We start from the raw sequence: 20,930 nt of genomic DNA, 5'->3' as shown, positions 1-20,930 counted from the left end.
ATGAGGGGCGGTGGCCGGGAGACGGGCGGACGTACGACTGGCGTCGAGCCGCAGGCCGGGGTGCACTCCCGCTGGCCGGGGCTGATCGCGGCCTACCGCGACCGGCTCGCGGGCGCAGCCGACTGGGAGCCGGTCACCCTGTACGAGGGTGGTACGCCGTTGGTGCCCGCGCCACACCTGTCCGAGCTGACCGGGTGCGAGGTCTACTTGAAGGTCGAGGGCCTGAACCCGACCGGTTCGTTCAAGGACCGCGGCATGACCATGGCGATGACCGACGCCAAGTACCGCGGCCAGCAGGCGGTGCTGTGCGCGTCCACCGGCAACACCTCGGCATCCGCGGCGGCGTACGCCACGCGCGCGGGCATGAGCTGTGCCGTGTTGATCCCGCAGGGAAAGATCGCGATGGGCAAGCTTGCCCAGGCCGTCATGCTCGGCGCGAAGATCATCCAGGTGCAGGGCAACTTCGACGATTGCCTCGAGCTCGCCCGCAAGGTCACCGCGGAATTCCCCAGCATCGGCTTGGTGAACTCGGTGAACCCGGCACGCATCGAGGGCCAGAAGACCGCGTCCTTCGAGATCTGCGACGTGCTCGGCAAGGCGCCCGACGTGCACGCGCTCCCGGTCGGGAACGCGGGCAACATCACCGCGTACTGGCGCGGCTACCGCGAGTACTACACCGACGGTGTCACCACCCAGCTGCCTCGCATGCTCGGCGTGCAGGCCGCCGGCGCCGCGCCGCTGGTCAACGGTGCCCCGGTGAAGGACCCGGAGACCATCGCGACCGCCATCCGGATCGGCGCGCCCGCTTCCTGGAACGGCGCGGTGGCGGCCAAGGAGCAGTCCGGCGGTGCCTTCCGTGCCGCCACCGACGAGGCGATCCTGGAGGCGTACCGCCTGGTCGCGGCCACTGAGGGCGTGTTCGTCGAGCCCGCGTCGGCGGCCGGCGTGGCGGGCGTGCTCGCGGCGCGCAAAGAGGGCTGGCTGGATTCCGGTCTCACTGTGGTGTGTACCGTGACCGGCAACGGTCTCAAGGATCCGGACACCGCGCTGTCGGGAATGCCGCAGGTGCAGGCGATTCCGGTCGACCCGGTCGCAGTCGCCGCCGAGCTCGAGTTGGCCTGAGTTGACTTCGCGCGACAGTCAGCTGATGAGCGCTACGCTGCCCGTCGGTCTCACCGTGACCGCACGGGTGCCCGCGTCCACTGCGAACCTCGGTCCCGGGTTCGATTCGCTAGGTATGGCATTGGGGATCTACGACGAGATCGAGGTGCGCACCACCGATTCGGGGCTCACCATCCGGGTCGAAGGTGAAGGCGCCGACGATGTGCCATGGGGCCCTTCGCATCTCGTGGTCCGCGCGGTCGAGCGCGGACTGGAAGCGGCGGGCGTATGGGCCGATGGCCTCGATGTAGTGTGCCGCAACGTGATTCCGCATTCGCGCGGTCTCGGTTCGTCGGCGTCCGCCGTGGTCGGCGGCTTGGCCGCCGGGTGCGCCCTCGCGGCGAAACTCGACCCGGAGTTGGCCACCTCGGCGGATCAATTGGTGCAGCTCGCCTCGGAATTCGAGGGCCACCCGGACAACGCGGCGGCCAGCGTGCTCGGTGGGATCGTCGTGTCGTGGACCGAGACAGATCGCGTCGCAGACCTGGGACGCGACGGCGCCGCGGTGGCGGAGTACCACGGCCGGGTCTACCGCGCCGTGCGTCTCGAGCCGCATCCCACGCTGCATCCGGTCGTGCTGATCCCCGAGGAGCGCTCGTCCACCGCACACACCCGCGGTCTGCTGCCCGAGGTCGTGCCGCATGGGGACGCCGCGTTCAACGTCAGCCGGGCCGCGCTCGCCGTTGTGGCGCTGACCCAGCGTCCTGATCTGCTGATGCCAGCTACCGCGGACCGCCTGCACCAGACCCAGCGTGCCCCCGCGCTACCGCTGACCACCACCTGGATCGCCCGCCTGCGCGCTGCGGGGATCGCAGCCACCGTTTCCGGCGCGGGACCGACTATCCTGGCCCTGGGGACCAGCGAATTCCCGGCGGAGCTCCGTGAACTCGCGGCCACGGACGGCCTGCGCGTGGTGGAGCCGGGACTCGCCGAGGGCGTCCTGGTCGACTGATGGCGCGTCCGCCTTGCCGAGATTCACAATAGGCAGCTATCCTGAGCGAGTCCGTACATCGTGCGCATCAGACGCCGGTGCTTCATCAGGGCAATCGCTCCAGCAGGCTCCAGGCTCGAGCCTCCAGGCCATGGGGGTGCTGCGTAGCTGCGCAACTGGAATGATCTCTCCCCACCTTTCACCATCGGTGGAGAAGCCGCCGGTCCGGCGGGGCAGGTGATACGGCACATAGCGCCCGGACGGACGCATCCGAGTCCGGCAGAATGCCCGGGCTGCGGGACGAACCCTCGACACAGCACACGGCAATCGAGGGAAGGAAAGGATTTCCGTGACAGATACGGACCTGCTCGCGACACCCGGGGTGGAATCCAACCCGATGGGCGACCGCGAAAGTGAATCCGGACAGATTTCGAAGATGAGCGAAAAAACCGACGTCGCACGATCGGGGCTGACTGGAATGTTGTTGCCGCAGTTGCGCGCGCTCGCGGGGGAGCTCGGTATCCGAGGCACCTCCGGAATGCGCAAGGGCGATTTGATCGCCGCCATCAAGGAAAATCAGGCCGGAAAGCCGGCGAAGGTGGAAAAGCCCGCCAAGGGCGATGCCAAATCCGCGGTTGCCACCGAGGCCGATGTCCCCGCCGAGCCGGCGGCTACCCGGTCGGCGTCGGTCAAGGCCGTGCAGGCGACCCTCGACGTGACGCCGGCGGCTTCGGCCACGGATACCGAAGCTCCCGCCCCGACGAAGGCGGCCCCCGCCGAGTCCGCGCCCGCTTCCACGAATGCGAACGCGGCTGAGCAGGCATCGTCGACCGCCGAGACCACCGAGGATTCCGGTCGCGAAGGCGGCCAGCGTGGTCGCGGCCGGCAGCGGCGCGGCCGTGACCAGGCGCGATCCGGCGGCGAGACCACGAACGCCGAGGCGCGTGGTGACGAGCCGAAACAGGAGGCCGAACAGAGCGGCGAGCGTCGTCGGGAACGCGGCCAGGGTGAACGCGGCCAGGGTGAACGCGGCCAGGGTGAACGCGGCCAGAGTGAACGCGGCCAGAGTCAGAACGGTAGCCGCGGCGATGGCAGCCGTGGCGGGGACAACCGTGGCGGGGACAACCGTGGCGGGGACAACCGTGGCGGCGACGAGGAGGAGGGCGGCCGTGGTCGGCGCGGACGCCGTTTCCGTGAGCGTCGTCGTGGACGTGATCGCGAGGGCGGTGGCGGTGGCGGCGAGGCCCGTGAGCTGGAGATCCGCGAAGACGACGTGCTGCAGCCGGTCGCGGGCATCCTCGATGTGCTGGACAATTACGCCTTTGTCCGCACCTCGGGTTACCTGGCCGGGCCGAATGACGTCTACGTGTCGATGAATCTTGTCCGCAAGAACGGCCTGCGCCGTGGTGACGCGATCACCGGCGCGGTGCGGGCTCCGCGCGACGGCGAGCAGAGCAATCAGCGGCAGAAGTTCGATCCGCTGGTGCGGCTCGACACGGTCAATGGCGGCGACGTCGAGGCGGCCAGGCGTCGTCCCGACTTCAGCAAGCTGACCCCGCTGTACCCCAACGAGCGGCTGCGCTTGGAGACCCAGCAGAACAAGCTGACCACCCGGGTGATCGACCTGATCATGCCGATCGGCAAGGGCCAGCGCGCGCTGATCGTCTCGCCGCCGAAGGCGGGTAAGACGACGATCATGCAGGACATCGCGAACGCGATCGCGACGAACAATCCCGAGTGCTACCTGATGGTCGTGCTGGTCGACGAGCGTCCCGAAGAAGTCACCGACATGCAGCGCTCGGTGAAGGGCGAGGTCATCGCCTCGACTTTCGACCGCCCGCCGTCGGACCACACCTCGGTTGCCGAGCTCGCCATCGAGCGCGCCAAGCGCTTGGTCGAGATGGGCAGGGATGTCGTGGTGCTGCTCGACTCGATCACCCGACTGGGTCGCGCGTACAACAACTCCTCGCCCGCCTCGGGGCGAATCCTGTCCGGTGGTGTCGATTCCACCGCGCTGTACCCGCCCAAGCGGTTCCTCGGCGCGGCGCGCAACATCGAGAACGGCGGCTCGCTGACGATCATGGCCACCGCCATGGTGGAGACCGGTTCGACCGGTGACACAGTGATCTTCGAGGAGTTCAAGGGCACCGGCAACGCCGAGCTCAAGCTGGACCGCAAGATCGCGGAGCGAAGGGTGTTCCCCGCGGTGGACGTCAACCCGTCCGGTACCCGCAAGGACGAGCTACTGCTCAGCCCCGACGAGGCGGCGGTGCTGCACAAGCTGCGCCGTGTACTGTCCGGCCTGGATTCGCACCAAGCGATCGATCTGCTGATCGATCGCCTGAAGAAATCGAAGAACAACCTCGAGTTCCTGATGTCGGTCAGCAAGACCGCGCCGGGCGCGCTCGACGAATAGGTTCACGAGTTGTTGCGCCGAAAGGGCCCCGCGTATGCGGGGCCCTTTCGGCGTCCGCGGGCCGAAGAACATGCCGCCGATCATGGCCGCACCGCTGATCAAGAAACCGAAGACCATCGCGCTGATCGTCACCGCGGAGCCTGCCACGTCGGTGTCCGATGCTTCCACTTCCACGTACGCCGTGTGCGCAGGCGTCGCGGAGTGCGTGCTTTCCGGGTGTGCACACCACCCCACCGCGACAGCGAGAATCAGTAGAACGTAAATCGCGGCAGCGACTCGGAGGTTCACGGTTTCTCCTTTCTGTCCACACGCGTCGGTGTGCATCACCACGCAGCCAACTCGATGAATCCAACTGTTGGCGTTCCTGAGTAGCGCACTACCCGACTTCGGGCTTCTGACACGCCGCCAATTCGTGTGCCCGAGCCGCCAGAGGCGACGAGGACGGGTGATCACCGGGGCGGGAACAAACCACATGCCCGAGGCGTTTTGGGAGCGTAACGGCATTTCTGGCATACTGAACGGTCGTTGCGTCTGCTCAGGCGAGCAGACCTCCCGCCTAGTCGGTTCCGGTTCACGTTCTGGCGAATCCGCGCTCGAGCGACCCGGCGGCCAAACCCGAGAGGACATCCATGAAGGCAGGAATTCACCCGGCGTATGTCGAGACCACGGTCGTCTGTGGTTGCGGCAACACCTTCCAGACTCGCAGCACCAAGGAGTCGGGACACATCACCGTCGAGGTCTGCTCGCAGTGCCACCCGTTCTACACCGGCAAGCAGAAGATCCTCGACACCGGTGGGCGCGTGGCCCGCTTCGAAGCGCGCTACGGCAAGCGTGCCGGCAAGAAAGCCGACGCCAAGTAGCTTCCTCGCCGACGCCCGGTCCTGCTGTGCAGGCCGGGCGTCGGTGTTTTGTATGGACAGGTCTCAGGAGAAGGAAGCACCGTGACGCAACCGTCCGCCATCGACGACATTCTGGCCGAGTACGCGGGCTTGGAGACGCAGCTGGCCGATCCGTCGCTGCACAACGATGCGGGCGCCGCGCGTCGGGTCGGCAAGCGGTTCGCCGAGTTGGCTCCGATCATGGCCACCTACAACAAGCTGGAGGCGGCACGTGGCGATCTGTCCGCCGCGCAGGAGCTCGCCGCAGACGATGCGGCCTTCGCCGCCGAGGTTCCCGATTTGGCGAAAGAGGTCGAGGAGTTGGAGCTGACGCTCGCCGACCTGCTCGCCCCGCGCGACCCGCACGACGGTGACGATGTCGTACTGGAGGTGAAGTCCGGTGAGGGCGGCGAGGAGTCCGCGCTGTTCGCCTCCGATCTGGCCCGCATGTACGTGCGCTATGCCGAACGACACGGCTGGAAGGTCGAGATTCTGGACGTCACCCTGTCCGATCTGGGTGGGTACAAAGAGGCGACGCTGTCGATCAAGAGTCGCGATGCCGCGCGCGACGGCGTGTGGTCGCGATTCAAGTTCGAGGGCGGCGTGCACCGCGTGCAGCGCGTCCCGGTGACCGAGTCGCAGGGGCGCATCCACACGTCGGCGGCGGGTGTGCTGATCTACCCGGAGCCCGACGAGGTCGAGGCGGTACAGATCGACGAGTCCGATCTGCGCATCGATGTCTACCGCTCCTCCGGCAAGGGCGGGCAAGGCGTCAACACCACCGACTCCGCGGTGCGTATCACCCATCTGCCGTCCGGCATCGTGGTGACTTGCCAGAACGAGCGTTCACAGCTGCAGAACAAGGCCCGCGCTATGCAGGTGCTCGCGGCCAGACTGCAAGCGCTGGCCGAAGAACAGGCCGATCAGGAGGCGGCCGCGGGCCGGGCCAGCCAAATTCGCACCGTGGACCGCTCCGAGCGGATTCGCACCTACAACTTCCCGGAGAACCGGATCACCGATCATCGGATCGGTTTCAAGGCGCATAACCTGGACTCCGTGCTCGATGGCGATATGGACGCGCTGCTGGATGCTTTGGGCAAAGCGGATCGCGAAGCGCGTATGGCCGCGGAATAAACCCGCTTCGGGCAGAGTCGTTGTCATGTCTACGACTCGAGTCGCGCTGCGACCCGCCATCAACGACGCCATCGAGACCTTGCGGACGGCGGGTGTGCACAGCCCGCAGGCCGACGCCGAGCAGCTGGCGGCGCACGTTCTCGGCGTCGCGCGCACCAGGCTGGCGCTGACACCGCTCGTGTCGCCGGAGAAGCTGGCCGAGTACGGCGAGCTGGTCGCCCGCCGCGCGCAGCGTATTCCGTTGCAGCACTTGACCGGGACGGCCGCGATGGGCGCGATCGATCTCGCGGTCGGGCCCGGCGTCTTCGTGCCCCGCCCGGAGACCGAACTGCTGTTCGCCTGGGCGCTGGCCCAGCTGGAGGCGCTGCCGCACGACCACACCCCGATCGTGGTCGACCTGTGCACCGGGTCCGGAGCGCTCGCGCTGGCCATCGCGCACGCGCGCCCTGACGCCGACGTGCATGCGATCGAGCTCGATCCCGCCGCGCTGCCGTGGGCGCGGCGCAACGCCGACGACCGCATCGCGGCCGGCGACACCCCGATCACCCTCTACGCCGACGATGTCACCGATCCCGCGCTGCTCGCCGATTTCGACGGCAGAGTGGACGTCGTGGTATCCAATCCGCCCTACATACCGGAGGGCGCCCGCCTCGATCCCGAGGTGGCCGAGCACGACCCGCATATCGCCCTGTTCGGCGGTCCGGACGGGCTGGACGTCATCCGCGCGATGCTCCCGAACATCACCCGGATCCTTCGCCCGGGCGGCGCCACCGCCATCGAACACGATGACACCAACGGCTCCGGGGTAGCCGCCCTCCTCACCGCCACCGGCGCATTCGCCGATGTCATCGAACACCTCGACCTAGCAGGCAAACCCCGCTTCGTAGCCGCCACTCGCACTGCTCCGCCTCTCCGAGAATCCAGGCTCCCCCGCCTCTCCGGGCTTTAGGCCGTACCAGTCGGGTGACGCATGATTTGCGTTCAGGTCCTGCGTTTGGTGCCGTCTCCCTTCTGGGCGTGCCCGGCACGCCCAAAACCTTGCTCGGCACCCGACGCAGGACCTGAACGCAAATCATGCGCTACCCGACTAGTACGGCCTGAATTCTCGGAGAGGCGGGATAGATGCCAGGATGGGTGCTGTGAGTACCGTCTACGACTGCGCGGATCCCGACTCGCGTGCCGCCGGACTATCCGCAGCCACCAGCGCCCTGAAGTCCGGGCGTTTGGTCGTGCTGCCCACCGACACCCTGTATGGCGTGGCCGCCGACGCGTTCGATTCCAGCGCGGTGAGCTCGCTGTTGGCGGCCAAGCGCCGCGGCAGGGACATGCCGGTACCCGTTCTGGTCGGTTCCTGGCACACCATCGACGGCCTGGTGTTCTCGGTGCGCCCGCAGGCCCGTGAGTTGATCCGGGCGTTCTGGCCCGGCGGTCTGAGTCTCGTTGTGCAGCAAGCTCCTTCGCTAGCCTGGGATCTCGGCGACACACGGGGGACAGTGATGCTGCGGATGCCACTGCACTCGGTCGCGCTGGAGCTGCTGCGCGAGGTCGGGCCGCTCGCGGTGTCCAGCGCCAACGTGTCCGGACAGGCACCGGCGCACACCGCGGCGGGGGCCCGTGACCAGCTCGGCGAGCTGGTCGGCGTCTACCTCGATGGAGGTCCCGCCGAGCACGCCGTCGCATCCACCATCGTGGATCTGACCGCCGACCAGCCACGGATTCTGCGCGAGGGCGCGATCCCCATCGCCGACATCGCCGAGGTGCTCGGGATGCCGCCGGAGGCACTGACCGCCGCCGCGGCCCAGCAGCGGCTCGGATGATCGGGCCGAACCTCGGATGATCGGTTCGAGCGCTGTCGTTCCGCTTCGTGAGCTGCTGGTCGTGCTCCTCATCTCCTCGGTCGTGACCTTCCTGGCCACCGGCGGAGTCCGGGTACTGGCGATCGGCTTCGGCGCGGTCGCCGTGCCGCGCGATCGGGATGTGCATGTCAAGCCGATCCCTCGCATGGGCGGCGTCGGGATGTACATCGGGGTCGTGGCAGCCGTGCTGTTCGCACACCAGCTACCTGCGCTGCGGAGCGGTTTCGAATACAAGCCGAACATCCCGATCGCGGTGCTCGTGGCGAGCACGCTGATCGTTCTCGTCGGGATCGTCGATGATCGCTGGGGACTGGATGCGCTCACCAAGTTCGCCGGGCAGGTGACGGCGGCAGGCGTGATGGCCGTGATGGGATTGGGCTGGTACGTCATCTACAACCCGTTCAGCAACACCACGGTGGTCTTGGATGGGTTGCAAGGTGGTCTGGTCACGGTCGCGGTGACCGTCACTCTGATCAATGCCATGAACTTCGTCGACGGCCTCGACGGTCTCGCGGCGGGCCTGGGCTTGATCGCGGCGCTCGCGGTCTTCGTGTTCTGCCTCGGATTGATGAACGAACAGGGCGGATCGGTCGACACCTATCCGCCCTCGCTGCTCGCCGCCGCCCTGGCGGGCGCGTGCCTCGGATTTCTGCCGCATAATTTTCAGCCCGCGCGAATTTTCATGGGCGATTCCGGCTCGATGTTGATCGGTCTGATGCTGGCCGCGGTATCGACCGGGGCATCCGGTCGAATTCCCTTGCAGGGATACGGGCCGCGCGACATCGTCGGTCTGCTGTCGCCGCTGTTGCTGGTGGGTGCGGTGATGTTCATTCCGGTGCTCGACATGCTGCTGGCCATCGTGCGTCGGGTGCGCGCGGGCGTGAGTTTCTCGACTCCGGACAAAATGCACTTGCATCATCGTTTGCTGCAGATCGGACACTCGCACCGTCGCGTCGTGCTGCTGATCTATTTGTGGGTCGGGGTGCTCGCGTTCGGCGCCGTCGGTACCTCGCTGATGGACCGCAGGCTGGTCGTTCTGCTGATGGCGGGCGGGTTGGTTTTCGCCCTCGTCATCACCGCGATTCCGGGGCTGCGGCGCGGGGAGCCCGCGGGCGACCGGACGCCGTCCGGGTAAAGTCGACGGCTGTGAGCGAGCTTGCGAGCGAACCATCAACACAGAGTGCCAAGCGCACGGCGGCGCCGAGCGCCAGCGAGGTGAGGTCGTGAGCTTCACTCCCACCCCCATCCCCGCACCTGATGCGCCGCTGCGGGCGGCGCTGCGCTACGGCCTGATCGGGCTCGGCATCCTGGTGGTCTCGGCCGTCGCGCTCGGCTTTGCGGTCGCGGGGATGTCCGGAGTGTGGGGTGCTCTGCTCGGCGCCGCGATCGGCGGCGGCTTCATCCTGACCACCGCGGCCGTCGTATTGTTCGGCGCGAAGCTGCCACCGAGTACCGCGGGGCTGGTCATGCTGGCCAGCTGGGTCGGCAAGGTGTTGGTGGCCTTGGTGGTCATCGCGATCCTGAATCGGTTCGAGTTCTACGACCGGGTCGCCCTGTTCCTCACGGTGGTCGGAGCCCTGGTCATCGTGCTGGGAGCAGAGACGTATGGCGTTCTGCGCCAGAAGGTTCCATACGTGACGACCACCGAAACGGAGGGTGCGCCGGGTACCGGCGAGTAACTAACTCCACCCACCTACACGCTGTCGTAGATAGCTTGGTAAAGTCTTGGTAAGCAAGCAATCAAGCGAGGGGGGATCGCCCAGATCCCTTCGAGTGTCGCTATGCTTACTGCCGTGCCGGGCCCCGAGGGTTCCGGTTCTGCATGTCGACGATGTCGCCGACACACGTACAGACGCCGGGTGGAGTCAAAACCGCCGCACAGCTGCTGACGAACTTCGAGCCGACCTGAGTCGACCCAATTTGATCGTCAATGTCCGATCGAACCGCGGGAATGACCGTACCCGCGGCCCGAACACGGGAGAGAACGCTGAGCGTCACCACTCTGGCGGCCGAGTTCCACGCGCCGTCGCTTACCGACTTCTTCCCTCCAGCTGTGCTGTTCGAGGGTACGCCGTTCGAACTCGATCGATTGATGCTGATTCGCATCCTGATGACCGCCGTCCTTGTCCTGGTCATGACGCTGGCATTCCGCTCGCCCAGGATCGTTCCGCGCGGTCTGCAGAATGTCGCGGAAATCGGCCTGGTCTTCGTCAAGGAGCAGATCTGTGACGAGGTATTGGGTAAGGAATCGGGCCGCAAATTCTTCCCGCTGATCGCGACGATCTTCTTCACGGTTCTCTTTCTGAACTTCTCCGGCGTCATTCCTGGATTGAACATCTCGTCGAACGCCCGAATCGGCATGCCTCTGGTGCTGGCCGTCATCGCATACTTGGCGTTCAACTACGTCGGTATCCGGAAGTACGGATTCCTTACCTACATGCGCAGCAGCATCGTCGTTCCGAATGTTCCCCCTGCGTTGCACGTGTTGCTGATTCCGATCGAGTTCGTATCGACCTTCATCCTGCGCCCGTTCACGCTGACCGTCCGACTCATGGCGAACATGCTGGCCGGTCACATCATGCTGGTGCTGTTCTTCAGCGCGACCTGGTTCTTCCTGTTCGACGCCGCAGCGTGGATGAAGGTGTTCTCGCCGTTCTCACTGCTCGCCGGGCTCGGGTTCACGCTGTTCGAGCTGTTGGTCATCTTCCTGCAGGCTTACGTGTTTGCGTTGCTGACCGCCGTCTACATCGGGCTCGCGCAGCACGCCGACGCTCACTGACCTGACCGACCACAACTACCGGAAACCTGCTACACCACGCCGACCGGCGGGTGAGCAACAGAAAGGGAATGGAAGACTCATGAGCCTCGCTTACCTGGCCCAGGAAGCCGCGACGACCCCCGACAAGTTCAAGGGTTTCGGTGCCATCGGCTACGGTCTCGCCGCGATCGGCCCCGGCATCGGCGTCGGCATCGTCGTCGGCAAGGCGATCGAGGGTATTGCTCGCCAGCCTGAGCTGCAGGGCACCATCCGGACCAATATGTTCCTCGGTATCGCGTTCACCGAGGCGCTGGCCCTGATCGGCCTCGTCGCCGGCTTCATTTTCTGATTCCGATGTACGAGTCAGCTTTGCTCGCGGCGGCGGAGGGAGAGGAAGTGAATCCTCTCATCCCCGAAACGTATGACATCGTCTGGTCGATCGTCTGCGTCATCATCATCGGGATCCTGTTCTACAAGTACGTGGTCCCGCGTCTGATGAAGACGCTCGATGAGCGCTCCGACAAGATCGAGGGCGGCATCGCTCGTGCCGAGGCCGCGCAGGAAGAAGCTCAGCTCACCCTGCAGCAGTACCAGCAGCAGCTGGCCGAAGCACGGCTCGAAGCCGCGCGCATCCGTGAGGACGCGCGCACCCAGGGCCAGCAGATCCTCGCGCAGATGCGCGCCGAGGCCCAAGCCGAAAGCGACCGCATCGTCGCCGCGGGCCACACCCAGCTGGAAGCCCAGCGCCAGCAGATCCTGACCGAGCTGCGCTCCGAGGTCGGCCGCACGGCCGTCGATCTGGCCGAAAAGATTATCGGGCAGTCGGTTTCGGACGAAGCCAAGCAGGCGGCATCGATCGAGCGGTTCCTCGACGAACTCGACGAGTCGGATGCAGGCATCGGGGTCGGAAGGTAACGACGCGAAAGTGAGAAGCATGTACGCAGCGAGCCGCGAGGCCAGCTCCCGGTCCCGGGAGGCGCTTCGGGCCGCTCTGACCGGAAGCGACAGTGTTGCGGCCACGACGGGGTCGGAACTGTTCGCCGTTGTCGCCGTGCTGGACGACCAGCGTTCGCTGCGTGTCGCGCTCGCGGACGTGTCGGTGGCGGGATCCGTGCGCGCGGAGCTGTGCGAGCGGGTCTTCGGCGGCAAGGTCAGCGCTGCCACGCTGGCGGTGCTGACCACTGCGGTGGCCCAGAACTGGTCGCGCACCTCGAACCTGGTCGACACCTTGGTACTGCTCGGTCAGGAGGCGTTGCTGGAGTCGGCGGCCGACAGCGGCCGGCTCGACGCGGTCGAGGACGAGCTGTTCCGGCTCGGCCGGATCATCAGCGACAACCCGGAGTTGGAGCAGGCACTGTCGGATCGGGCGAAGTCGGCCTCGGCCAAGCGCGATCTGGTCGCGCGTTTGCTGACGGGCAAGACGGAGCCCATCACCCTGACCCTGGCGGAGCAGGTGGTGACCAGGCAGCGGTCGAGCATCGGCGCCGCCTTCGACGAACTGTCCGACCTGGCAGCGGGTCGTCGTGATCAGATCGTCGCGCATGTGCGCGCCGCGATCGCGCTCACCCAGCGGCAGCGCGAGCGGTTGGCCACGTCGCTGCGGCGCATCTACGACAGGGCGATCACGGTGCACGTCCAGGTCGACCCGAGTTTGCTGAGCGGACTCGTCGTGCACATCGGTGACGATGTGATCGACGGCAGCGCCCTCGGCCGACTGGAAAAGCTGCGCCGGGCCCTGACCTAGCGCGCGCTCACCACCCCCGACATTCCAGACCCAGACAGCGAGAGCAGGAAGAACATGGCGGAGCTGACGATCTCCTCCGACGAGATCCGTAGCGCGATCGAGAGCTACACCCAGAGCTACACCCCCGAGACCTCCATCGAAGAAGTCGGTGTGGTCACCGATACCAGCGACGGCATCGCGCATGTCAGCGGCCTGCCCTCGGCGATGGCCAACGAGCTGCTCGAGTTCCCTGGCGGCGTGCTCGGCGTCGCGCTGAACCTCGAGGACCGTGCGATCGGTGCGGTCATCCTCGGCGAGTTCGCCGAGATCGAGGAGGGCCAGGAGGTTCGCCGGACCGGTGACGTGCTCTCGGTACCGGTCGGCGACAAGTTCCTCGGCCGCGTCGTGAACCCGCTCGGCCAGCCGATCGACGGTCTCGGCGAGATCGAGGCCGAAGAGCAGCGCGTGCTCGAGCTGCAGGCCGCGACTGTGCTGGAACGCCAGCCGGTCGAGGAGCCGCTGGCCACCGGCATTACCGCCATCGACGCCCTGACCGCGATCGGTCGTGGCCAGCGCCAGCTGATCATCGGCGACCGCAAGACCGGCAAGACCGCGGTCTGCATCGACGCCATCCTGGCGCAGAAGGCGAACTGGGAGACGGGCGACTCGAATAAGCAGGTGCGCTGCATCTACGTCGCGATCGGTCAGAAGGGTTCCACCATCGCGGGCGTCAAGACCGCGCTGGAGCAGCACGGCGCGATGGAGTACACCACCATCGTCGCGGCCCCCGCGTCGGACTCCGCCGGCTTCAAGTGGCTGGCTCCGTACACCGGTTCGGCTATCGGCCAGCACTGGATGTACCAGGGCAAACACGTCCTGATCGTGTTCGACGACCTGACCAAGCAGGCCGAGGCGTACCGCGCCATCTCGCTGCTGCTGCGTCGCCCGCCGGGCCGCGAGGCGTACCCGGGTGACGTCTTCTACCTCCACTCCCGCCTTCTGGAGCGTTGCGCGAAGCTGTCCGACGAGATGGGTGCGGGCTCGATGACCGGTCTGCCGATCATCGAGACCAAGGCCAACGACATCTCGGCGTTCATTCCGACCAACGTCATCTCCATCACCGACGGCCAGGTCTTCCTCGAGTCCGACCTGTTCAACAAGGGTGTTCGTCCGGCGATCAACGTCGGTACCTCGGTCTCCCGCGTCGGTGGTGCCGCTCAGACCAAGGGCATGAGGAAGGTCGCCGGATCACTGCGTCTGGAAATGGCCCAGTACCGCGAGCTGGAGGCGTTCTCCGCGTTCGCCTCCGACCTCGACGCCGCATCGCTGGCGCAGCTCGAGCGCGGCGCCCGCTGGGTGGAGCTGCTCAAGCAGGATCAGTACTCGCCGGTCCCGGTCGAGGACCAGATCGTGTCGATCTACCTGGTCGACGGCGGCTACTACGACTCGGTTCCGGTCGCCGACATCCGCCGGTTCAGCACCGAGCTGCTGGAAGACCTGCACCGCACCGCGGCCGACGCGTTCAAGTCCATCGCGGGCGGCAAGGTGCTCGACGGTGAAGCGGCCGACGCGATCAAGGCGGCGACCGACAAGTTCAAACAGGGCTTCCTCGCCTCCGACGGCAGTCGCGTGGTCGATGAGGACGCCGGTGAGCTCGACCACGAAGAGGTCGAGTCGCTGTCGGTGACCCGCAAACACGTCGAGAAGTAACGCGGGCCTGCAATGCGCTATTCGATCCGCGGCATGAGCGCCGGGCACGGAGGCGGAAGCATCCGTAGCCACGAAGTGCCCCGCGAATGCTGCCAATCTACGGCCGCGAAGGAAGGGAGTGTGAACCGCTGATGGCGAGCTTGCGTGAATTGCGTTCCCGCATTCGTGGTGTCAATTCGATCAAGAAGATCACCAAGGCCCAAGAGCTGATCGCGACCTCGCGAATCTCCAAGGCTCAGGCGAGGGTCGCGGCTGCGAAGCCGTACGCGGAGGAGATCACGAAGGTTCTCAGCGAGCTGGCGAGTGCGTCGAAGAACCTCTCGCACCCGCTGCTGACCGAGCGCCCCAACGCCCGTCGTGCCGCGGTGCTGGTGATCACCAGCGACAGCGGCATGTGCGGTGGCTACAACTCGAACGTGCTCAAACGCGCCGAAGAATTGATGACCACCTTGCGGGATGAGGGCAAGGAGCCGGTGCTCTACGTCATGGGCAACAAAGGCCTGACCTACTACACCTTCCGCAATCGCCCGTTCGTGTCGGCTTGGACCGGGTTCTCGCAGCAGCCGAAGTACACCGACGCTTCGGCCGCCTGCCACCACATGGTGGAAGCCTTCATGGCCGGTGCGGACGGCGAGGTCCCCGCACCGAACGGGACGGGCACCATCGCAGGTGTCGACGAACTGCACATCGTGTACACCCGCTTCGTGTCGATGCTGACCCAGAACCCGGAGGTGCGCCGTCTTGCGCCGATCCAGGTGAGCTTCGTCGACGAGAACTTCGACTTGGGCGAGGACAGCCTCTCGGATTCCGCGACCGCGGACGTCCACGCGCAGTACGAATTCGAGCCCGACGCCGATGTACTGCTGGCGGCGCTGCTGCCGAAGTACGTCAATACGCGTATCTACGCGTCGTTGCTCGAGGCAGCGGCATCCGAGTCCGCGGCTCGGCGCACCGCAATGAAGGCCGCCACCGACAACGCCAACGATCTGGCCAGTGTGCTCACACGCCAGGCCAACTCGGTGCGTCAGGCCCAGATCACGCAGGAAATCAGCGAAATCGTCGGCGGCGTGAACGCGCTGGCGTCGAGCTCGGACCGCGACTAAGCGCCGCGGCATGAGACGGGTACGGAGGCAGGAAGCGTGCGTAACCACGAAGTGCCCCGCGAATGCCGCCAATCGACACGGCATGAGCGTTGGGCACGGAGGCGGAAGCGTGCGTAACCACGAAGTGCCCCGCCAATGCCGCCAATCGACACGGAAGAGAACCAACCAATGACCGCAGCTGTTACTCGAGACAACACGAGCCGGACGGGCGCCGCCGCAGGCCGCGTCGTCCGGGTCATCGGCCCCGTCGTGGACGTCGAGTTCCCGCGGGGAGCCATCCCCGAGCTGTTCAACGCTCTGCACGCCGAGATCACGTTGACCTCGGTGGCCAAGACCCTGACCCTCGAGGTCGCCCAGCACCTCGGCGACAACATCGTGCGCACCATCTCGATGCAGCCGACCGACGGCCTGGTCCGTGGCGCCACGGTCACCGACACCGGCAAGCCGATCTCGGTGCCGGTCGGTGACGTCGTCAAGGGCCACGTCTTCAACGCCCTCGGCGACTGTCTGGACACTCCTGGCCTCGGCCGTGACGGCGAGCAGTGGGGCATCCACCGCAAGCCGCCGTCGTTCGACCAGCTCGAGGGCAAGACCGAGATCCTGGAGACGGGAATCAAGGTCATCGACCTGCTCACCCCCTATGTGAAGGGTGGCAAGATCGGTCTGTTCGGTGGCGCCGGTGTCGGTAAGACCGTTCTGATCCAGGAGATGATCACCCGTATCGCGCGGGAGTTCTCCGGCACCTCCGTGTTCGCCGGCGTCGGCGAGCGCACCCGTGAGGGCACCGACCTCCGGCTGGAGATGGAAGAGATGGGCGTCCTCCCGGACACCGCCCTCGTCTTCGGCCAGATGGACGAGCCGCCGGGCACCCGTATGCGCGTCGCCCTCTCGGCCCTGACCATGGCCGAGTACTTCCGCGACGTGCAGCACCAGGACGTGCTGCTGTTCATCGACAACATCTTCCGGTTCACACAGGCCGGTTCCGAGGTGTCGACCCTGCTCGGCCGCATGCCCTCGGCCGTCGGTTACCAGCCGACGCTGGCCGACGAGATGGGTGAGCTGCAGGAGCGCATCACCTCGACCCGTGGTCGGTCCATCACCTCGCTGCAGGCTATCTACGTGCCCGCCGACGACTACACCGACCCGGCGCCGGCGACCACCTTCGCCCACTTGGACGCGACGACCGAGCTCTCCCGCCCGATCTCGCAGAAGGGCATCTACCCGGCCGTCGACCCGCTGACCTCGACCTCCCGCATCCTGGAGGCTTCGATCGTCGGCGATCGGCACTTCGCGGTCGCCAACGAGGTGAAGCGGATCCTGCAGAAGTACAAGGAGCTGCAGGACATCATCGCCATCCTCGGTATGGACGAGCTCTCCGAGGAGGACAAGGTCCTCGTGGGCCGCGCCCGTCGTCTGGAGAAGTTCCTCGGCCAGAACTTCATCGTGGCCGAAAAGTTCACCGGGCAGGTGGGCTCGGTCGTGCCGCTGGAGCAGACCATCGACGACTTCGACCGTGTCTGCAAGGGCGAGTTCGACCACTTCCCGGAGCAGGCGTTCAACAGCTGCGGTGGTCTCGACGACGTCGAGGCGGCCGCGAAGAAGATCGCCGGAAAGTAGTCATCGATGGCGGAAATGTCAGTTGATCTCGTCGCCGTCGAGCGACTGCTCTGGTCGGGCCAGGCGTCCTTCGTCAGCGCGCAGACCACCGAGGGCCAGATCGGCATCATGCCGGGGCACGAGCCGCTGCTCGGCCAGTTGGTCGAGGGCGGCACCGTCGCCATCGTGGACACCGACGGTGAGCGGATCGTCGCCGCGGTGCACGGTGGCTTCTTCTCGGTGACCGCGAACTCGGTCCGGGTTCTGGCCGAGTCCGCGGAGTTCGCCGACGAGGTAGATGTCGAGGCGGCCCGCCGGGTGCTGGCCGACTCGGAGGCCAGCCAAGAGCAGCAGAGGGCCGCTCAGGCCCGGGTGCGCGCGGTCGAGCAGAACGCGAACGCGTAAGCAACAACCTGTCAATGAGTACGACGGCTGTCGGCGGTGAAGATTTCTTCACCGCCGACAGCGTCTTTGTAGACGCACGGAGAGCGCGCTCACCGAGGCATTGTCGGATCGCCCGCAACGCTCGGACACGGCCGGGCCATTTGTAAACTCGGGGCCGTGGTTGAATGACCGCACGCGGTGTGAGCATCAGGCTCGGAGGCGGCAGGCTGCGTAACCACGAAGGGCCTGCGAACATCGAATACCGTGTCGACGACACAGCGGCGGAGCGAAGGGACGAACTGCATTGCAGACCGGGATGGTTCTCCTGATCATTCTGGTGCTGACGCTCGTTTTCCTCGCACTTGCCTCGAGCTATCGCCTGATCATGCTGCGCCGCGGCGGAACTGCCGCGATTCTGCGGGTGCTGCCTGCTAGCGGTGGTCAAGGTTGGCGGCATGGGTTGATCCGTTACGACGAGGACCGGCTCGTCTTCTTCAAGCTCACCAGCCTCAGACTCGGTCCGGATTCCACGATTCGGCGCCAGGGCGTCGAAATCGGTGACCGCCGCGGTCCACGCGGCGACGAATACGACATCATGACCGACGACATCGCGGTGATCACGGTGTCGGATCCGGCTGGCGGCTTCGAGTTGGCCCTCGACCGGGACTCCTTGACCGCTTTTCTTTCCTGGGTGGAATCCCGCCCCTCCGACCGCACCCGCCGGATGCCTGGTCTCTGAGCGCATAAGGTTGTCTTATGAGCGAGCGAACAACAGGCACAGCTGAGCGTCGTCGCTCGGTCATGACTGAGCCGATCGCCGGCGAGGTGCAGTCGTGAGTGTGCATTTGACGCGGATCTATACGCGGACCGGCGATGACGGGACCACGGGTTTGAGCGACTTCTCCAGGGTCGCCAAGACCGAAACGCGCTTGATCGCCTACGCGGACTGCGACGAGACGAACGCCGCCATCGGTGTGGCGATCGCACTCGGGCAGCCGGAGGAGGCGATGCTCGCGGTGCTGCGGCAGATACAGAATGATCTGTTCGACGCGGGGGCGGACCTCTCCACACCGATGGTGACGGAGCCGAAATACCCGCCACTGCGCGTCACCCAGTCGTACGTCGATCGTCTCGAAGCTTGGTGTGACGAGTTCAATGCTGGACTGCCCGCGCTGAATTCGTTCATTCTGCCCGGCGGGACGCCGCTTGCGGCACTGCTGCACACGGCGCGCACCGTTGCCCGCCGCGCGGAACGTTCCGCATGGGCCGCGATCGAAGCGCACCAGGAGGACACCAGCGTTCTGCCGGCCAAGTACCTCAATCGCCTGTCCGACCTGCTGTTCATCCTGAGCCGAGTGGCGAATCCCGGCGGCGATATCCTGTGGAAGCCTGGCGGGGACCGGACGAGCACCTGATCGTGTGGTGAGGACACGCGAGTACACGAACAACTCACCGGGCATGCCGGAAATGTGACGGGATCGAACCGTCGCCCGCAAAATGCCCACCTCGCGGCACCTGCCGCTCGGCAAAAAATGCGGAGAGGCGAGGTAGTCGCGAAGAGGTGGCGCCATAGCGGGCCGCCGCAACTATCCTTGCACCAACAGTGCGCCGAATACGCGGAGAGGCGGCATGGAACGGTTTTTGGTTACTGGCGGGAATCGACTCGTCGGTGAGGTCACAGTGGGGGGCGCCAAGAACAGCGTCCTCAAGCTGATGGCCGCTGCGTTGCTGGCCGAGGGCACCACCACGATCACGAACTGCCCGGACATCCTCGACGTGCCGCTGATGGGCGACGTGTTGCGCGGTCTCGGCTGTGACGTCGGGATCGACGGCGGGGTGGTCACCATCACCACTCCCGCCGAGCCGAAGTACCACGCGGATTTCCCTGCGGTCACCCAGTTCCGGGCGTCGGTGTGTGTGCTCGGTCCGCTGATGGCACGATGCAAGCGCGCCGTCGTCGCACTTCCCGGCGGTGACGCGATCGGTTCGCGTCCGCTCGACATGCATCAGGCGGGACTGCGGTTGCTCGGCGCGACCAGCGAGATCGAGCACGGCTGCGTGGTCGCGCGCGCCGATGAACTGCAGGGTGCCAAAATTCGGCTCGATTTCCCCTCCGTCGGCGCGACCGAGAACATCCTCATGGCGGCGGTGCTCGCCGAGGGGGAAACGGTGATCGACAATGCCGCGCGCGAACCCGACATCGTTGATCTGTGCCACATGCTCGTCCAGATGGGCGCGCGGATCAGTGGCGCGGGCACCTCGGTGCTCACCATCCAGGGTGTCGAGCGGCTCGCGCCGACGACCCACCGCGTAATCGGCGACCGCATCGTAGCCGCGACCTGGGGGATCGCCGCCGCGATGACGATGGGTGACGTACGCGTGACTGGGGTGAACCCCAAGCATCTTTCGCTGGTGCTGGACAAGTTGCGTTCCGCGGGTGCGCGGATCTCGTTCGAGCAGGACGGGTTCCGTGTGATCCAGGCTGAGCGCCCGCGCGCGGTGAACTTCTCGACGCTGCCGTTTCCCGGTTTCCCGACCGACCTCCAGCCGATGGCAATCGGATTGGCGGCCATCGCCGACGGCACCTCGATGATCACCGAGAACATCTTCGAGGCGCGTTTCCGGTTCGTAGAGGAGATGATCCGGCTCGGCGCCGACGCTCGGACCGATGGGCACCACGCGGTGGTGCGCGGTATTCCTCGGTTGTCGAGCGCGCCGGTGTGGTCGTCCGATATCCGGGCCGGCGCCGGTCTGGTCCTCGCCGGTCTGGTCGCCGACGGAACCACGGAAGTGCACGATGTCTTCCATATCGACCGCGGCTACCCGAATTTCGTCGAGCAGTTGCAGTCATTGGGCGGGCAGGTGGAGCGTGTCGGAGCGGCGGGTTGATCTCGAGTGCGCGGCGCTTTCCGAAAGCGTTTCCGAAAATGCTTCCTGACCAGGCGATTTGACATCGTTCACACAGACACGTAACTTTATCCAAGTCAGAGCGACACGGACACCGACCCGGGGCCGAGGAGCTGAGCGGAGACGCTGAGCGAGAGGCTAGGGAAACGAGGTAGGACGAGGAGCGCCTGGCGTTCGCACTGGTTCGAGCGGGATCCTGATTTTGTTCGGGTGACCGGGTTGAGCTAAGCTTGATGGGTTGCCTCATCTGATCAATCGGGTTTGAAATCCGATTGGTGGTGTGTGCGTGTGTTCTTTGAGAACTCAATAGTGTGTCGATGAATGTCAGTGCCAATTTTTATATTGGTTCCGGCCTTTCTTTCCCCCCGGTTGG

Annotated in this window: 21 protein-coding genes; all 21 read left to right on the top strand. The window is 66.0% G+C overall.

Annotated elements, in window-relative coordinates; genetic code table 11:
- The 21 genes from thrC to murA all read left to right on the top strand — a co-directional run bounded on the left by thrC (window position 1) and on the right by murA (window position 20,539).
- On the top strand, window positions 1–1,122 hold the full coding sequence (gene thrC / locus AB0H00_RS14490) for a threonine synthase (RefSeq protein WP_357266116.1): 1,122 nt from the start codon (window positions 1–3) through the stop codon (window positions 1,120–1,122).
- A gap of 25 nt (window positions 1,123–1,147) precedes the next feature.
- A complete protein-coding gene (gene thrB, locus AB0H00_RS14485; protein WP_357265787.1) occupies window positions 1,148–2,113 on the top strand; it encodes a homoserine kinase in 966 nt (321 codons plus the stop codon).
- A gap of 328 nt (window positions 2,114–2,441) precedes the next feature.
- The gene (gene rho / locus AB0H00_RS14480; RefSeq protein ID WP_357265785.1) at window positions 2,442–4,508 is read left to right on the top strand and encodes a transcription termination factor Rho; all 2,067 of its coding nucleotides are present in this window, start codon (window positions 2,442–2,444) and stop codon (window positions 4,506–4,508) included.
- Window positions 4,509–4,542: 34 nt separating this feature from the next.
- The gene (locus tag AB0H00_RS14475) at window positions 4,543–4,770 is read left to right on the top strand and encodes a hypothetical protein (RefSeq protein ID WP_357265783.1); all 228 of its coding nucleotides are present in this window, start codon (window positions 4,543–4,545) and stop codon (window positions 4,768–4,770) included.
- A gap of 367 nt (window positions 4,771–5,137) precedes the next feature.
- Window positions 5,138–5,368, top strand: coding sequence for a 50S ribosomal protein L31 (rpmE, locus tag AB0H00_RS14470; protein WP_062982643.1), 231 nt, complete (start codon window positions 5,138–5,140; stop codon window positions 5,366–5,368).
- 81 nt (window positions 5,369–5,449) lie between these two features.
- Window positions 5,450–6,520, top strand: a complete 1,071-nt coding sequence (prfA, locus tag AB0H00_RS14465; protein ID WP_357265781.1) for a peptide chain release factor 1 — start codon at window positions 5,450–5,452, stop codon at window positions 6,518–6,520.
- Window positions 6,521–6,545: 25 nt separating this feature from the next.
- The gene (gene prmC, locus AB0H00_RS14460) at window positions 6,546–7,469 is read left to right on the top strand and encodes a peptide chain release factor N(5)-glutamine methyltransferase (protein ID WP_357265779.1); all 924 of its coding nucleotides are present in this window, start codon (window positions 6,546–6,548) and stop codon (window positions 7,467–7,469) included.
- A gap of 190 nt (window positions 7,470–7,659) precedes the next feature.
- Window positions 7,660–8,337 (top strand): L-threonylcarbamoyladenylate synthase, encoded by a 678-nt coding sequence (locus tag AB0H00_RS14455; protein ID WP_357265777.1) that lies wholly within the window; start codon window positions 7,660–7,662, stop codon window positions 8,335–8,337.
- A 16-nt stretch (window positions 8,338–8,353) separates the two neighbouring features.
- Window positions 8,354–9,511: an MraY family glycosyltransferase gene (locus AB0H00_RS14450; RefSeq protein ID WP_357265775.1), complete on the top strand. Its 1,158-nt coding sequence runs from the start codon at window positions 8,354–8,356 to the stop codon at window positions 9,509–9,511.
- 88 nt (window positions 9,512–9,599) lie between these two features.
- Complete coding sequence (locus AB0H00_RS14445) at window positions 9,600–10,055, top strand: hypothetical protein (RefSeq protein WP_357265773.1); 456 nt, start codon at window positions 9,600–9,602, stop codon at window positions 10,053–10,055.
- A 251-nt stretch (window positions 10,056–10,306) separates the two neighbouring features.
- Window positions 10,307–11,155, top strand: coding sequence for a F0F1 ATP synthase subunit A (gene atpB, locus AB0H00_RS14440; RefSeq protein ID WP_357265771.1), 849 nt, complete (start codon window positions 10,307–10,309; stop codon window positions 11,153–11,155).
- A gap of 79 nt (window positions 11,156–11,234) precedes the next feature.
- Complete coding sequence (locus AB0H00_RS14435) at window positions 11,235–11,483, top strand: ATP synthase F0 subunit C (protein WP_327113151.1); 249 nt, start codon at window positions 11,235–11,237, stop codon at window positions 11,481–11,483.
- 5 nt (window positions 11,484–11,488) lie between these two features.
- Window positions 11,489–12,049: a F0F1 ATP synthase subunit B gene (locus AB0H00_RS14430; RefSeq protein WP_357265769.1), complete on the top strand. Its 561-nt coding sequence runs from the start codon at window positions 11,489–11,491 to the stop codon at window positions 12,047–12,049.
- Window positions 12,050–12,068: 19 nt separating this feature from the next.
- Window positions 12,069–12,878, top strand: a complete 810-nt coding sequence (locus AB0H00_RS14425) for a F0F1 ATP synthase subunit delta (protein ID WP_357265767.1) — start codon at window positions 12,069–12,071, stop codon at window positions 12,876–12,878.
- A gap of 54 nt (window positions 12,879–12,932) precedes the next feature.
- Window positions 12,933–14,567: a F0F1 ATP synthase subunit alpha gene (atpA, locus tag AB0H00_RS14420; RefSeq protein ID WP_357265765.1), complete on the top strand. Its 1,635-nt coding sequence runs from the start codon at window positions 12,933–12,935 to the stop codon at window positions 14,565–14,567.
- A gap of 131 nt (window positions 14,568–14,698) precedes the next feature.
- Window positions 14,699–15,670, top strand: coding sequence for a F0F1 ATP synthase subunit gamma (locus AB0H00_RS14415; RefSeq protein WP_357265763.1), 972 nt, complete (start codon window positions 14,699–14,701; stop codon window positions 15,668–15,670).
- Window positions 15,671–15,838: 168 nt separating this feature from the next.
- Window positions 15,839–17,287 (top strand): F0F1 ATP synthase subunit beta, encoded by a 1,449-nt coding sequence (gene atpD, locus AB0H00_RS14410; protein WP_357265761.1) that lies wholly within the window; start codon window positions 15,839–15,841, stop codon window positions 17,285–17,287.
- A gap of 6 nt (window positions 17,288–17,293) precedes the next feature.
- Window positions 17,294–17,671, top strand: coding sequence for a F0F1 ATP synthase subunit epsilon (locus tag AB0H00_RS14405; RefSeq protein ID WP_357265759.1), 378 nt, complete (start codon window positions 17,294–17,296; stop codon window positions 17,669–17,671).
- A 295-nt stretch (window positions 17,672–17,966) separates the two neighbouring features.
- Window positions 17,967–18,389 carry a DUF2550 domain-containing protein gene (locus AB0H00_RS14400; RefSeq protein ID WP_357265757.1) on the top strand — a complete coding sequence of 141 codons (423 nt, stop codon included), beginning with the start codon at window positions 17,967–17,969 and terminating at the stop codon, window positions 18,387–18,389.
- A gap of 94 nt (window positions 18,390–18,483) precedes the next feature.
- Entirely contained in the window at window positions 18,484–19,065 is a 582-nt protein-coding gene (locus AB0H00_RS14395) for a cob(I)yrinic acid a,c-diamide adenosyltransferase (RefSeq protein ID WP_357265755.1), read from the top strand.
- Window positions 19,066–19,279: 214 nt separating this feature from the next.
- A complete protein-coding gene (murA, locus tag AB0H00_RS14390) occupies window positions 19,280–20,539 on the top strand; it encodes a UDP-N-acetylglucosamine 1-carboxyvinyltransferase (protein WP_357265753.1) in 1,260 nt (419 codons plus the stop codon).
- The last annotated feature ends 391 nt before the right edge of the window (window positions 20,540–20,930 follow it).

It is taken from the genome of Nocardia sp. NPDC023852, assembly GCF_040639505.1.
Classification (GTDB): Bacteria; Actinomycetota; Actinomycetes; order Mycobacteriales; family Mycobacteriaceae; genus Nocardia.
This window is presented reverse-complemented; position numbering and strand designations above follow the sequence as displayed.